Consider the following 14,266-nt stretch of genomic DNA (forward strand, 5'->3'; position numbering starts at 1 on the left):
AGCGTCGGCGCCCGCCTTCGCCAACACGACCGTTAACGTCAAGCTATGGGACAAGGACGGCGTCGTGAACACCGACGCGAAGATGGGAATGGGCATGCCGGCGAACATGAGCATGGCAACCATGAGGGTCAAGCTGGACCAGACCGTCGTGCCGGCAGGCAAAGTCACCTTCCAGGTGAGCAACACCTCCAAGGACACGGTCCACGAGATGATCGTCGTCCCGGTCGCGGATGCCAAGAAAGCCGCGTTGCCATATGCGCCGAATGAAAATCGGGTCAACGAGGATGCGGCAGGCCATCTCGGCGAGGTCGCGGAGCTTGATCCGGGCACGACCGGATCGCTGACGCTCGACCTCAAGCCCGGCAACTACGCAGTCTTTTGCAATATCCCCGGCCACTTCATGAATGGAATGTGGGCGACAATCCTGGTCAAATAGGCCGGGATCGATGAAGGGCCCGCCGCGCCAAAGCTGCGGCGGGCTTTCGATTGGTTCGCGCCGCCGACCCCTCAGCTTTCCGACGCGATCCAAAAGCGAAATCGCGTCATCTGCCCAGGTTGAGCCGTCACGGCCGTTCCACCCGGGCAACCTGATAGGTATGCATGGCACCGTTGCGCTCGACCGACACATATTCGCCAGTCACGAACAGTTCGTCGCCGAGATGGAAACCGATCTCGTCGTCGCGATCGCCATCGGCATAGTCGAAAAACCACTGGCCGCCTGGCTTGCGCCTCAGCCGGCCGATGAGATCTTCCTCGCCGGTACGAAAGCGGCGAACACGGCAAGAGCCCCTGTGCGATCTCCACTCCTGCACATCGATCCGACCTTCGCCGGTCAATGGGGCCAGTAGATCATAGCCTTCCTGACGGTCACCTTCCGGATGACCTTTGTCGCGGGCAAGCAACAACCGTATGTGGCGGAATTTCGACGAGAGATCCTTTGAAGTGGTCATGGCGAACTCCTTTCAGGGAATTCTATATCGCGGCAACAGGATGTGGCTCTTGATCCGCATCAAGGAAGCCTCGAAACCTGCGCTTCTTCAGGGGCTCATCCACACCATTGCGCCGCTGGCCAAGGCCATCGCGATCAGGGTGGCGAGGGCCAATGGCGGCCAGAACCTGGCCGGGCCGGCGGAGACAGCAAGTAGCAGGCGGCCAAGCGCATTTGCGGCGAGCGCGGCGAGCACGCCGCCAAAGCAGCCCCGATATGCCGAATGTCGGAATGCCGGCCGTGCGGCTGCGGTCAGGTGCGTCCCGTTCCTGCCAGCCACGCTCCCGACCGACGAGCAGACCTATTGCCAAGGCGAGCCCAAGCTGGGCAATGAGCGGATCCCATCTACGCGGCGATTTTCAGGCGGCGACAGTCGGCAGGCGGTCGCGAACCCACCTGACGATCTGGCCCGCCGTCATTGCACCGGATGTGCGCGAAAGTTCGCGCCCGCCATGGAACAGGATCATGGTCGGGATGCCGCGAATGCCGAGTCTGGCCGCGACAGCCTGCTCGTTGTCGGAGTTGAGTTTGATCAGGCGAACATGCGGCTCAAGCTCGTTGGCCGCGGACTCATATGCCGGAGCCATCATCTTGCAGGGTCCGCACCAGGGCGCCCAGACGTCGACGACAACCGGCAGGCTGCTGCGCGCGATCTGACAATCGAAAACGCGGGTGTCGACGTCTTCCGGGTGACCCGAAAACAGCCTGTTCCTGCACTTTCCGCATTTCGCCTCCATGGCGTTGCGGGCCGGCGGCAGACGGTTGACCCCGCCGCATTTGCTGCAAACCACCAGATTTTGCTGTGCCATGGCCATTCACCGAACTTGTTCTCGACCCACTATGCGCGCCACGGCTGTCCATCGCCAAGGGCGCGTAACGCGTTCAGGATAACCGCAACGTCAATACCCTCCTGAATCAGCGCACCGGCAACGGGCGTGATCTGCCCCATGGCCGCGGCCGCCATGGCCAGTCCCGACAGCGCCAGCCCTGCAATGATGCTTTGCAAGGCGATCGCCCGCGTTCGCCTTGCAATGCGCACCGCATCGGCTACCGGCTGCAGCCGGTCGGTCAGAACGATGACGTCGGCTGCCTCGGAGGAGGCGGTCGCGCCACGTGCTCCCATGGCTACACCGACCGTTGCGGCCGCCAGGGCAGGGGCATCGTTGATACCGTCGCCGGCCATCATCGTCGGCGCCAGGGCCTTCTCGGCTTCGACAGTCGCGATTTTGTCGGCAGGGGTCGCGTCGGCCACAATGGCGTCGAGGTCGAGCAAAGCAGAAATGCGCTTCGCCGCCACGACATCGTCGCCTGTGAGCATGATCATGCGTGCAATGCCGGCCGAGCGCAGCTTGCCGAGTGCACTCCGCGCATCGACACGCAGAGCGTCCCCCAACGTGAATACACCGGCAAGCCGTCCGCCGAGTGCTACAAAAACCCTTAGCACCGGTTCGTCCCGGTATCTTTCTTCACCGCTCTTCGCCCAACACGGCAATGGCTTTTTGGCCATCACGAGAGCCCGGGATCCCGCCGAGATAGCCATGTTCTCGACCCGGCCGTTCATTCCCGCACCGCGATGCTCTCGCACATCATGCGGATGCGAAAGCATCAGATGTCTGCCGCGCGCTGCCCGGATGATCGAGTCGGCGAGAACATGGTGCGAGGCCTGCTCCAGGGACGCCAACAGTTGCAGCAGATGGTCGGCATCGCGGCCGGGTTCAGCTTCAATCTCGATGAGTTCGGCGCCACCGATGGTCAAGGTCCCCGTCTTGTCAAAGATCGCCGTCCTAACTTGGGCGAGGGCCTCCAGAGCCGCCGAGCCTTTCATCAGGATGCCGGCACGCGCGGCGCGCGATACGCCGCCGATGAAGGCAACGGGCGCCGCGAGGATGAGCGGGCAAGGCGTCGCGACGACCAGCACGGCGAGCGCCCGGATTGGATCGCCCGAGATGTACCAGGCCGCACCGGAAACCAGCAAAGTGGCTGGCAGCAGGAAGAGAGCAAAGCGGTCGGCCATGCGAATGAAAGGCGCTTTGACGGTCTGCGCTGCCGCGACCATGCGCACGATCGCGGCATAGGTGCTCTGGTCCGCGCGTGCGGAGGCCCGCATGCTGAAGGTTTCGCCCGCATTGATGGTTCCGCTGCGTAGCATGTCGCCCGTGTTTCGCCGCTCCGGCAGCGGCTCTCCGGTCACCGCCGACTCGTCTAGCGATGCCGACGGGTCGAGCAAGATGCCGTCCACGGGTAGCAGCTCGCCGGCGCGCACCAGGAGAGTGTCACCGACAGCAACCTCTTCAATCGGGATCATTTCTGTTCCATTTGCCGACTTGCGATGCGCGACACGCGGCGAGCGATCGGTAAGTGCTTTGAGACTCCGCTCGGCGCGGCCGCGGGCAAAGTCCTCGAGCACTGTGCCGCCGGCATACATGATCGCGACCACCACCGCCGCCAGCGGCTGGCCGAGCAGCAGCGCAGCCGACATCGACACAAGCGCAATCGCGTCCACGCCGAAGCGGCCGATCCAGAAATCACGCATAATGGAGATGGCGAGAGCCCCGACCACAGGCAAGGTCGCGATCGTCCAGATCGCGTCGGCCTCAAGCGGGCCGACCCTGGTTTGCCGAACGCCGAAGCCAATGGCGAGGCCCAGGATGGCGATAGCCAGCAATGCGCGGCGAAGGGTGGACTCGTTCATGCGATGTCTTCCGATTTGGTCGATGCTCGCCAATTTTCGTCAGCGCTGACGGGCGCGTCGAACTCGGGCAACAGCTAACCGCAAGAACTGGAGAACGCTTTGATCCAACGCAACGAACGGGCTGGATCGACCAGCGATGATCGCCACGAACAGGAGAAATGAGGGTGACGATCCGAAATCTCGAACATGCGTTCGCGCCGAAGTCGGTTGCTGTCGTCGGCGCGTCGGCGCGTGACGGTTCCGTTGGCCGGGTTGTCTTCGACAACGTCGTCAGCGGCGGGTTCGAGGGCGAGATCTGGCCGGTCAACCCGAAATACCTGCAAGTGGAGGGTCGGCAATGCTATCGCAACGCGGCCGATCTTCCGGGTGTCCCAGACCTTGGTGTCATCGTCACGCCGCCTGAGACAATTCCAGGCATCGTGCGCGACCTTGCTGAAAAGGGCACGCGGGCGGCGGTCGTGATCACCGCCGGCCTTACGCGCGAAAACGGCCTGCGCCAGGCGATGCTCGATGCGGCCAAGCCCACGCTCTTTCGCATCATCGGACCGAATACAGTCGGGCTGATGATCCCGCCAGTCAAACTTAACGCCGGATTTGCGCATATGGCCGCCAGGCCCGGCAACATCGCGCTGCTGTCGCAATCCGGCGCCATCGCCACATCGCTGATCGACTGGGCGGCGGACAACAATGTCGGCTTCTCGCAGATCGTCTCCCTGGGCGACATGGCGGATGTCGACGTAGGAGATTGTCTCGACATGCTGGCGGGGGATGCTCGCACACGCGCCATCGTGATGTATCTCGAAACGATTCCCAATCCGCGCAAGTTCATCTCGGCCGCGCGTGCGGCGGCGAGGATCAAGCCGGTGATCGCAATAAAATCGGGCCGGCACGAGCAATCGGCCAAAGCGGCCGCGACTCATACCGGCGCGCTATCGGGCGCCGACCGCGTCGTCGATGCGGCCTTGCTGCGCGCAGGCATACTGCGCGTCAAGGGCCTCACGGAGTTATTCGATGCGGTTGAAACGACCGCTCGTTTCGTCCCGCTGGAACGAGCCCGCGTCGGCATCGTCACCAATGGCGGCGGCGCCGGCGTGCTTGCTGTCGATCAACTCATCGAAGGCAACGGGGAATTGGCCGAACTGTCGCCAGGAACGATCGCCTGCCTGGATGCCGTCCTGCCGAGCACATGGTCCCACGCCAATCCTGTCGACATTATCGGTGACGCCCCGCCAGAGCGCTATCGAGGCGCGATCGAGGCCGTCGCGGCCGATGCCGGGACCGACGTCGTCCTGGTCATGAACTGCCCGACTGGGCTCGGCTCGCCGCTCGCTGCGGCAAGCGCGGTGGCGGCGCTCGTGCAAGACGGCAAGATTGGCGGCAAACCTGTCCTGACCTGCTGGCTTGGCGGATACACGGCGCGCGAAGGGCGACGTGTTCTTCGGGATGCCGGTATCGCCAGCTTCGAGACGCCAGCGGATGCCGCGATGGCCGTCTCCAACCTCAGCGAATGGTCACGAGCCCAGCGGGCCCTGCTGCGCACGCCGTCGAGCCAGGGCGAGGCCGCCACGAGCGGCCGAGAAGCGGTGCTTGCCGTATTCCGGCAGGTTGCCAAGGAAGGTCGGCGAATGCTGACCGAAACCGAAGCCAAGGCGGCGATTTCGGCCTACGGCATCCCGGTGCCCGAGACGATCATCGCCAGATCTCCTGCCGAAGCGGAGGCGGCGGCCGGCCGACTCCTCAAGGTGTCGGAACAGGTCGTGGTCAAGCTCCTATCCAAGGCGGTCTCGCACAAGTCGGATATTGGCGGGGTTGTGCTCAACATTGTCGATGCCGCAGCCGCAGGGGCGGCGGCACGCACAATCGAGGCGCGCGTGCGCAAGCACGCACCACAAGCCGATATTGAAGGCTATGCCGTTCAGCCTATGGTGGTGCGAAAACAGGCGCAGGAACTCATCCTCGGCATGAACCAGGATCCGATCTTCGGCCCGGCCATTCTGTTTGGAGCCGGCGGCGTCGCCGTCGAGGTAATGGATGATACGGCGATCGCGTTGCCGCCGCTCGATGACATTCTTTCCCGTGACCTGATCGGGCAAACGCGGATTGGCCGCCTGCTGGCCGGATTCCGCGACCGCAAGCCGGCCGATCGGCAGGCGATCATCGCAGCGCTCAACGGCCTGTCGCAGATGATCGTCGACTTTCCGTGCCTCGTCTCGATGGATATCAACCCGTTGCTCGCCGATACCGCCGGCGTGATCGCAGTCGATGCTCGCATCGAGATCGAGCCGGAACGGGTGGACGAGCCGGGTCCGAATCGGGCGCTTACCATCAGGCCTTATCCGTCGGGTTGGGGAAAAGAGTTTTCGGCCGACGGCATGTGTTACCATATCCGGCCGATCGAGCCGGCCGACATCGCGCTCTATCCCGAATTCCTTGCCAGGATTTCGCCTGATGATCTGCGCCTGCGTTTTCTGTCGCCACGCAAAAGCTTCTCCGACCAGATGTTGAAGCGGCTCACCCAGCTCGACTACGATCGTGACATGGCTTTCGTCGCGCTGGAGACGAGCTCCGGTGCGCTGGCGGGTATCAGCCGGATATCTTGCGATCCAGACCACGCCGTCGCCGAATACGCCTTGCTGGTGCGTACGGATATACAGGGTCATGGCCTGGGCTGGGAATTGCTCAGGCAGCTCGTCGATTATGCGAAAGCCGATGGCATCGGACGGATCGAAGGGACAATACTCGGCGAGAATACGAAGATGCTGGCCATGTGCCGCGAGTTCGGCTTCTCGATAAGGCGCCATCCGAAGGAACCCGGTCTTGTCGAGGCAACTCTCGAACTCTGTTGATGCCAATCGCCCTGCTGCAGCAATCAGGAGGCTGTGCGCAGGGTTTCGGACGCATCGCTCTCGGAGTGCCTTCTCAATTCCAAGACGATGTCAGCGAGCTTTCGATCGACGTTGATTCTTCGCCAGCCAGACTGGACGGTATTTCGCAGCAATTGCCGCGAGAGGATATCTATCGTGGCGTCGGAAGGCCCCCCCTTGCGCTCGTCGACCCGCTGCCAAAGGACGAGAGGGTCCGCTTCCAGCCAAAATCCGTGGAAGTCGATAGCCCGGCTGCGCGCCGCTTTCTCGATCCGCTCATGATCGGCTGGTCTGTCGAAAACGGCATCGGCCACGACCGAACCGCCCTGCGAAAGGATCAAGCCCGCCCGCCATGCCATTTCGCGGTAGACGCGATCGGAGACTTCCGGCCGATAGGCTTTGTCCGGCAGCCTGGTCTCGGCCGGCACTCCGTGCATGGCCTTGCGGATACGGTCGCTTTCGACAATGCGCGCGCCGGGCGGCGCACCGATATGGGCGGCGAGCGCCTCGGCAATAGTCGTCTTGCCGGAGCCACTGAGGCCACCGATGGCAACGAGCCGCGGAGGCTTTTCCTGGAGCAATGCTTGCGCAAGGTCGAAATAGGATCTGGCTTCGGCAGTCAGTTTGTCAGTATCGGCACTGCCTTCCTCGACCTGGGTGGCAGTAATGTGCGCGCGCACTGCAGCCCGCACCGCCATGAAAAAAGGCAGCAGGATGAACCCGTCCTCGTCGTCGGCTTCGTCGAGATAGCGGTTCATCACAAGATTGGCGAGCTGCGGAAAGCCGCGGTGCCACAGGTCCATCAACAGGAAGGCAAGGTCGTACAGGACATCGATGCTGGCGATCTGGTCGTTGAATTCGATGCAATCGAAGAGGCGGGGCTCGCCGTCGAAAAGGCAGATGTTGCGCAGATGCAGGTCGCCATGACACCGGCGGATCTTGCCCGCGGCTTCGCGGCGGTTGAGCAATTCGGAATGGCGGGCGAGTTCTGAGCAGAAGGCCCCGGCAAAGGTCTCGATCTCTGCTTTTTTGAAGACATGACTGGTGGCGAAGCTGGCCTCGTTGATATCAAGCACACCCGCCAGATTGAACGAGCCGCTGCCATCATGAACCGTCGGCGCGGCACGGTGGTATCCGACGATCATGCGCGCAACAGCGGTCATCAGTGCCGGCGTCAATTCTCCCGCGGTGGCCATACGATCGAGAAGCTTGGACTGATCAAAGCGGACCATCTCGATCGCTGCGTCGACCACCTGCCCCGCGCCATCAAAAGCCAATTTGCCGTCGGCTTCGCGTGTGATGTGACGCACCCCCAGGTAAAGGCCGGGTGCGGTCTTCGAGTTGAGCTCCACCTCTTTCTCGCAAGCGGCCAGCCTGAGGGCTGGCGTCGAGAAATCGACGTAGGGCAGCTTCACCGCCCGCTTCATCTTGTAGGCGCTTTGGCCAACGAGGAAGATGCGTGAAATGTGGGTCTCGATGGCCTCGACCGGCCCCGTGGCGCCATAGGAGGAGGGATCAAGAAGGAACTCGGCGGCGGCTTGCTGGTCGTCGACAATCATGGCCGGCCTTCCCATTGTATCCTGCGAAATTCGTTTCCTCGATCCGCGCTCATTGCTGCAATGTCTGGACATAACCTGCCAATTCATGAATGCGTTCCCTGGTGACGATTTCGCCTGCGTTCAGGCCGTATCTCTTCACGTCGGCAGGCAAGAACTGGCTGCCCCATACTGGCATGTCGCGCTCGCCATGCGCCGGCACCATCGCGCGGCCGTCGATCACGGCATAGACACGCCAATAAGGGAATTCGCCACCATTGCGCCTGGAGATGCGCGTCAGGTCGCTCGGCCGCTTCAACAGTTCGTCGCCCAACGGTCCATCGCCCTTGCCGTCCGGGCCATGGCAGACGGCGCACGAGTTCATGTATTCGGCCTTGCCGCCGCCGAGGTCCTGAGCACTGGCCGTATGGAAGGTCATGCCTGCGAGAACCGCCGCGACCAGAAGTTTCATTGGCGTTGTCCCGATTGATCAGTTGAACCTACAGCTCTGATGTGCCGTGACGTTGATGCGGATCAAACGCCGCGCACAAAGTGTTTGATTCAGCGCAATGAACGCGGTGGCCGCATCGGCTATGGCTTCGACACCGAGTGAACCTTCACCCGAAGTGAGGAGGGAGTTGCCATCATGGCGTTCAAGACACTGCTTACGGTTACCGGACCGAACCAGGGCGAGGGCGATCTGAAGCTCGCCGCCAATCTTTGCGAACAGGTCGGCGCCCATCTCTCCGTGCTCGTGCTCGAACTGGCAGCACCGCCCTCGGGCGGCGAGTATGCTGCTGTCGTCTCGCCTGCCTGGCTCGAGGAACGGCAGGCCGAGTTGAAAAGGCTCGAGAAAAGAATTTCTGACGTCGCCGGCTTTCTCTCTCAGAGCGCCATATCGGCTGATCTGAGCGACGACTATCCAGACACGGGATGGGCGGACGATGTCATCGGAAGGCGTGCCCGTTACGCTGATCTGACCATTCTGGGACCGGATCTGCTGGCAAGCCATGCGCTGAAAGATAAAGTCATCGAGGGCACTCTGTTCTCATCGGGGAAGCCCATTCTGATCGTTCCCGAGGGCTCGCCCCCGACGCTGAAGCCGAAACGCATCCTCGTTGCATGGGACGCCCGCCTCGAGTCGTCGCGCGCCGTCCGCGAGTCTCTCGATATGCTGAAAGGCGCCGAAGATGTTCGCCTTGTCATCGTCGATCCCATTGAAGATGAGTTCCATCATGGCGAGGAGCCGGGTGCAGATGCCGCGGCCTATCTTGCTCGGCACGGCGTGAAGGTTACGGTCGAGCGGCTGCCGAGCGCGAACCATTCGGTTGCCGACGTGCTTCGCCAGCATGCCGGCGACGTTGCGGCCGAGTTGATGATCATGGGCGCATATGGTCATTCCCGATTGCGCGAGCGGATTTTCGGCGGGGTCACCAAGTCGATGCTCGAGGGTCAATCGCTGCCGGTCTTGATGGCGCGATAGCAATTCAACGGTAGGAAAAGGGCCGGTGCAGATTGCACCGGCCCTTTTCATTTCTCGCAAGACTTGATGGTGCGACTACTCGCTCGCTTCCCGTCCGGATAGCTGTTCGATCAGGATCCGAAAGAAAACGTGCGGTGCACTGTCGGCTGTGGGAGGAACGACGGGCTTGAGCGCGCCAGGTTCCCACCAGTCGGCGTGCTTGCTCAACACGGACCACGCATGATCCCGCTGAAGCTTGTGGCCGATCCGGTCAGGCAGTTCTTCGTATCGGCCGTCGGCAATGACACTTTTCCATCCTCGCCCCTGGCCATGTTCATCTACCTGAACGGACACCAGCGGATTGGCCCGCATCCATTCGATCTTTTTGCCCGGCATAGAAAACGCGTAAAGATGAGCATCCGAATGGGCGTAGTAGAAGGGCACGACGTAGGGCTGCCCATCCTTTGCGCATGCCAGGCGACCCACGCGATTGGCCGTCAGCAATCTGGTACATTCCAAAGCAGAAAGCGTGCGGATCTGCATTAGTGCGATCTCCTGTTCTTCACGGCTTTTGAACTGGGCCGGAAACGTGCCGCTGGCCAGTTTTGTACGGTTGCGCAGCCTCGTCCATAGCGGAGACAACGTCGTTGTCGGAGAGCTGCGGGAACCGCAGATAGTGGTGGCCCAAGGCCCCGAACTGTCCTGGCTGGCTAAGGCAGACCACATGGTCCGCTTCCTGTTCCAGCGCGGCGACCGTTTCGGGCGGCGAAACAGGAACAGCCACGACGATCTCCCTCGGTGACCGGCGCTTGAGGGCGCGGATCGCGATTTTCATGGTCGTACCGGTCGCGGCCCCGTCATCGACGATGATCGCCGTCTTTCCCGCTATCGACATCGGTCTAATCTTACCTCGATAGGCAACGCGCCGGCGTTCGAGTTCCGGACGCTCATTTGTAATCAAGACACGCAAGGCGTCGTCGTCGAGGCCATAGGTCTCGACAATTCCACGGTTCAGCACGACCTCCCCAGGATCGCCATCGACGATAGCGGCGACGGCCAGCTCGGGATTGCCGGGGGCGCCCACCTTGCGGACGATCAGCAAGTCGAGAGGAGCGTTGAGGGCTTTGGCCACTTCCACTGCGACGGGCACGCCGCCACGCGGCAATGCCAGTACGATGGGCCGACGCAGTTGAAGCCTGCTCAGTTCCAGGCCAAGCTTCACTCCAGCATCTTCCCGGTCACGGAACATCGGTCAATCCACCGGCCACAGTTTTCGCAGCGACTTCTTCATCGAGTTTCTGACCTGCACGATCTCACCATGCGAAAGGTGACGGTCGAGAAGCTTGAACACGGCACTGATCGCGACATCGAAATCGATCTCGTCATCGTAGCCGAAACTGTTTCTGACGCTGACAATGAAGTCGCGCTTGGTGCGCTCATGCGTTGACGCCGAAGGATTCCAGCCTTCGAAGTAGAGGCCACGGACCAAAACAGGCAGTTGCGCCGAGAGGTCGGCCATTTCCGCCGGCGACAGCCAATCCCGCACCGTGTGCAGAACAGACCTCAGCAGACGACACGCGCTCGACTCGCTCCAGCAGAGGTCCTTGGCGAGCTCCTTGAACCATTGTTGCGCCTGCTGGCCAGCGTGCGTGAAGTCAGCAAAGGATGTGTGGGAAATATGACCCATGGCGATGCTCCTCGAAGATTTGAACTCCATTCTCAGGCATCGAAAGACCTTGAGCATTGAGCAGGATCAAATCGTTCAAAAGTGCATCGCCCCGATTGTTTTTCCACCGCCGCCTCGACCAGCTCGAGGAAGCGGCAAGCCGGCTGGCAAGATGGATAAAGACTGTTTGAGCAGGTGGCGGACTTAACCGCCCGACTTGGGCACCAGCAGCGGAATGATGCGGTCGCTCTTGGCCACTGAAGGCCGTCCCGCTGAACCATAGGGAATGCCCAGCGCGTCCCAGGTTTCGACCAGCGCATCCTGCAATTCGGCGATCAACGCGTCCGAATGGAACGGCGTCGGCGTGATGCGCAGCCGCTCCGTGCCGCGCGGCACCGTCGGGTAGTTGATCGGCTGGATATAGATACCGTGCACGCCGAGCAGGCGGTCGCTGGCCATCTTGCACAGTTCCGGATCGCCAACCAGCACCGGCACGATATGGGTTGGTGACTCCATCACCGGCAGGCCGGCGGCGGACAGGATCTGTTTGGTTCGGCTCGCCTGCTGCTGCTGGGCGTCGCGTTCGGCCTGCGAGCGCTTGAGATGCCGGATCGACGTTGTGGCGGCGGCGGCGATCGCCGGCGGCAGCGCCGTGGTGAAGATGAAGCCCGGCGCATAGGAGCGCACCGCGTCGATGACGGCGCTGGTGCCGGTGATGTAGCCGCCCAGCGTGCCGAACGCCTTGGCGAGCGTGCCTTCGATGATGTCGATACGGTCGGCCAGGCCTTCGCGCTCGGTGATGCCACCGCCGCGCGGCCCGTACATGCCCACCGCATGGACCTCGTCGATATAGGTCATGGCGTTGTAGCGCTCGGCGAGTTCGACGATCTCCTTGATCGGCGCGATGTCGCCATCCATCGAATAGACGCTCTCGAAGACGATCAGCTTGGCGCGTTCGCGCCCGGCCGTCTGCAACAGGCTTTCCAGATGCGCGACGTCATTGTGGCGGAAGATCTTCTTCTCGGCGCCCGAGCGCCTGACACCTTCGATCATCGAGGCATGGTTCAGCTCGTCCGAGATGATCAGGCAATTGGGCAAGAGCCGTGCGATGGTCGAGATCGAGGCTTCGTTGGAGACGAAGCCGGAGGTGAAGACCAGCGCCGCCTCCTTGCCGTGCAGGTCGGCAAGCTCATGCTCGAGCTCGACCAGCGGGTTGGACGTGCCCGAGATGTTGCGGGTGCCGCCGGCGCCGGAGCCCATCTTGCCGGCCGCGTTCTGGAACGCGGCGATGACATCGGGATGCTGGCCCATGCCGAGATAGTCGTTGGAACACCAGACGGTGATTTCCTCGGCGCGGCCGTTGGAACGCCAGATGGCGCGCGGAAACTTGCCGGCGATGCGCTCGAGGTCGGTGAAAACGCGGTAGCGACGCTCTGCATGCACCTGGTCGATCGCGTCCTCGAAGAAACGCTGGTAATTCATGTCCGAATTTCCTTTGGCTTGAGCGATTCAGGTGCCGCCGCACCGCCCCCGCTGCTGGAATTCTTCCATTGTCGTGGGGACAGTACGACGGCCACTCACCAAGTTCTGGCGCCAGCGTGACCTTATCGCTGATGCCCGCGTTTACTCGCGGGCTCTGTGCTGCGGGGTATCGGCCACACCCAACTCGGCGAGGCTTGAACGTAAGCGGTTGCGCGAGAAGACGGCCTTGATTCAGATCAAAACCACGGCTCGGGAAGTCACTCCTTAGAGCGGTATGAACCGATGCATCGATCCGCTGCGCAGCACGGAAACGCGTCACGCCGGGAACGGTCATTTCACGGACGCGACTGTAGCCATAACCACCGACGACAATCAGATCCGCAGCGGTCTCCCGGCCAATCTGAAGCAGCAGTTCGCCCGGGTCAGAGCGGCGCGCGTCCAAAACTTCCGATCGGCTGACGGCTCTGCATTTCCGGCAGAGTCAAACGGTTGATCTCGATCAAGGACATGGACAGGAATGGTGTCAATTTGACAGTTGGCGACCATCGTTTGTACGTCGTCGGAACGGAGCAATCGATAATGCAAACTACGTCCGTACTGTCGTCTTTGGACATGCCATTGTTGCCGACCACGGAAAATGGCCAGAAATTCTTCCTCGCCATCGCGTCGCTTCAGGTGCATGCCTTCAAGGCCATGATGCGCTACAATGTTGAAACGCTGGGGTTTCTGAAGCACCGCTGTGAACAGGACCTGAAGCTGGCCGATGACTTGATCAGTGGTCCGCAGTTCAACGACGCCTTCGACATCGTCGCGGCTTTCCTGCAGAATGCGACGTCGCAGTATATGACCGAAGGGGGCAAGGTCGCCACACTGACCTCCAAGTTCGCTTCCGAAACGGCCAGACATGTGCGCAAGGGCGCCAGGATCGCGATCGAAGATGGCGCAGCGAAGACAGTCGCGTAGACCGCAATGCGGAGGTCGTCAGACAACATGAACGCCGTTTGCCGACATGGTCGTCTCAAGGCTTCCGCAATCGGACTGGTGCTCCTCGCATGTGTGCAGTCAGCCTTGGCCGACAGCGTGACTGAGCATGGAAAGGCGTTGGTTGAGGTCAACTGCGCCCGCTGCCACGGCGTCGGAAAAACGGACAAAAGCAGCCATCCCGACGCTCCGCCATTTCGCACGCTGTCAAAGCGCTATCCGATCTCTGACCTAGAGGAGGCCCTCGCTGAGGGCATTTCTACGGGGCATCCGGACATGCCTGAGTGGATTGCCAGCCCCGATCAGATCGAGGCAATCATCACCTATATCAGCACGCTGCAGGGTCCGTGATGCAAGCCCAAAATGCTGCCGGCGATCGAGCCTGAACGCCTGCAGTGCGTCTTCAACGCGAACGTCGGCTATGCGTTCTCCGGCATTGATCGAGGCGCCGCCGGTAAGCAACCATCGCTCAGGCTGCTCGCCCGTAGGGCTTCATCGACCTCGATATACCGCATAGCGTTTCTCCCTGTCCTGCCGAACCTATGCCCCTCCGCGCGGTCCTTGGTCACATCAAACGGCGTGTGACGCAGATGCCG

Annotated in this window: 15 protein-coding genes; 5 read left to right on the forward strand and 10 right to left on the reverse strand. The window is 61.8% G+C overall.

Annotated features, from left to right (window positions below; genetic code table 11):
• Nucleotides 1-64: 64 nt before the first annotated feature.
• On the forward strand, nucleotides 65-436 hold the full coding sequence (locus LB543_RS05675) for a plastocyanin/azurin family copper-binding protein (RefSeq protein WP_224613368.1): 372 nt from the start codon (nucleotides 65-67) through the stop codon (nucleotides 434-436).
• 127 nt (nucleotides 437-563) lie between these two features.
• Here the strand turns inward: LB543_RS05675 and LB543_RS05680 are convergent, their stop codons facing one another.
• The 3 genes from LB543_RS05680 to LB543_RS05690 all read right to left on the reverse strand — a co-directional run bounded on the left by LB543_RS05680 (nucleotide 564) and on the right by LB543_RS05690 (nucleotide 3,680).
• Nucleotides 564-950 carry a hypothetical protein gene (locus LB543_RS05680; protein WP_140764962.1) on the reverse strand — a complete coding sequence of 129 codons (387 nt, stop codon included), beginning with the start codon at nucleotides 948-950 and terminating at the stop codon, nucleotides 564-566.
• 397 nt (nucleotides 951-1,347) lie between these two features.
• Complete coding sequence (trxC, locus tag LB543_RS05685) at nucleotides 1,348-1,797, reverse strand: thioredoxin TrxC (protein ID WP_140764965.1); 450 nt, start codon at nucleotides 1,795-1,797, stop codon at nucleotides 1,348-1,350.
• 29 nt (nucleotides 1,798-1,826) lie between these two features.
• Entirely contained in the window at nucleotides 1,827-3,680 is a 1,854-nt protein-coding gene (locus LB543_RS05690; protein WP_224613369.1) for a heavy metal translocating P-type ATPase, read from the reverse strand.
• A gap of 164 nt (nucleotides 3,681-3,844) precedes the next feature.
• Between LB543_RS05690 and LB543_RS05695 the strand changes: the two genes are divergently transcribed.
• Nucleotides 3,845-6,526 carry a GNAT family N-acetyltransferase gene (locus LB543_RS05695; protein ID WP_224613371.1) on the forward strand — a complete coding sequence of 894 codons (2,682 nt, stop codon included), beginning with the start codon at nucleotides 3,845-3,847 and terminating at the stop codon, nucleotides 6,524-6,526.
• Nucleotides 6,527-6,549: 23 nt separating this feature from the next.
• Here LB543_RS05695 and LB543_RS05700 read toward each other — a convergent pair whose 3' ends face one another.
• The 3 genes from LB543_RS05700 to LB543_RS05710 are packed head-to-tail and all read right to left on the reverse strand — an operon-like array spanning nucleotide 6,550 to nucleotide 8,821.
• The gene (locus tag LB543_RS05700) at nucleotides 6,550-8,103 is read right to left on the reverse strand and encodes an AAA family ATPase (protein WP_224613373.1); all 1,554 of its coding nucleotides are present in this window, start codon (nucleotides 8,101-8,103) and stop codon (nucleotides 6,550-6,552) included.
• A gap of 49 nt (nucleotides 8,104-8,152) precedes the next feature.
• The gene (locus tag LB543_RS05705; RefSeq protein ID WP_224613374.1) at nucleotides 8,153-8,551 is read right to left on the reverse strand and encodes a c-type cytochrome; all 399 of its coding nucleotides are present in this window, start codon (nucleotides 8,549-8,551) and stop codon (nucleotides 8,153-8,155) included.
• 18 nt (nucleotides 8,552-8,569) lie between these two features.
• Nucleotides 8,570-8,821, reverse strand: coding sequence for a hypothetical protein (locus LB543_RS05710; protein ID WP_224613547.1), 252 nt, complete (start codon nucleotides 8,819-8,821; stop codon nucleotides 8,570-8,572).
• On the opposite strand from LB543_RS05710, the gene LB543_RS05715 reads away from it, so the two are divergent.
• Complete coding sequence (locus LB543_RS05715) at nucleotides 8,726-9,562, forward strand: universal stress protein (RefSeq protein ID WP_224613375.1); 837 nt, start codon at nucleotides 8,726-8,728, stop codon at nucleotides 9,560-9,562. The genes LB543_RS05710 and LB543_RS05715 overlap by 96 nt on opposite strands.
• 75 nt (nucleotides 9,563-9,637) lie before the next feature.
• Here the strand turns inward: LB543_RS05715 and LB543_RS05720 are convergent, their stop codons facing one another.
• From LB543_RS05720 to hemA, 4 genes are all read right to left on the reverse strand, one after another.
• Nucleotides 9,638-10,084, reverse strand: a complete 447-nt coding sequence (locus LB543_RS05720) for a pyridoxamine 5'-phosphate oxidase family protein (RefSeq protein WP_140813428.1) — start codon at nucleotides 10,082-10,084, stop codon at nucleotides 9,638-9,640.
• A gap of 19 nt (nucleotides 10,085-10,103) precedes the next feature.
• Complete coding sequence (locus tag LB543_RS05725; RefSeq protein WP_224613376.1) at nucleotides 10,104-10,790, reverse strand: phosphoribosyltransferase; 687 nt, start codon at nucleotides 10,788-10,790, stop codon at nucleotides 10,104-10,106.
• Between the two features lie 3 nt (nucleotides 10,791-10,793).
• Nucleotides 10,794-11,228 carry a DUF2267 domain-containing protein gene (locus LB543_RS05730; protein ID WP_224613377.1) on the reverse strand — a complete coding sequence of 145 codons (435 nt, stop codon included), beginning with the start codon at nucleotides 11,226-11,228 and terminating at the stop codon, nucleotides 10,794-10,796.
• Nucleotides 11,229-11,411: 183 nt separating this feature from the next.
• Nucleotides 11,412-12,689: a 5-aminolevulinate synthase gene (gene hemA, locus LB543_RS05735; protein ID WP_224613378.1), complete on the reverse strand. Its 1,278-nt coding sequence runs from the start codon at nucleotides 12,687-12,689 to the stop codon at nucleotides 11,412-11,414.
• Nucleotides 12,690-13,178: 489 nt separating this feature from the next.
• Here hemA and LB543_RS05740 point away from each other — a divergent pair, with 489 nt between their 5' ends.
• Together LB543_RS05740 and LB543_RS05745 are read left to right on the forward strand one after the other, a co-directional pair.
• A complete protein-coding gene (locus tag LB543_RS05740) occupies nucleotides 13,179-13,652 on the forward strand; it encodes a phasin family protein (protein ID WP_224613379.1) in 474 nt (157 codons plus the stop codon).
• A 27-nt stretch (nucleotides 13,653-13,679) separates the two neighbouring features.
• Nucleotides 13,680-14,021 carry a c-type cytochrome gene (locus tag LB543_RS05745; RefSeq protein WP_140813432.1) on the forward strand — a complete coding sequence of 114 codons (342 nt, stop codon included), beginning with the start codon at nucleotides 13,680-13,682 and terminating at the stop codon, nucleotides 14,019-14,021.
• The last annotated feature ends 245 nt before the right edge of the window (nucleotides 14,022-14,266 follow it).

The organism is Mesorhizobium sp. ESP7-2, assembly GCF_020164715.1.
Lineage (GTDB): Bacteria > Pseudomonadota > Alphaproteobacteria > Rhizobiales > Rhizobiaceae > Mesorhizobium.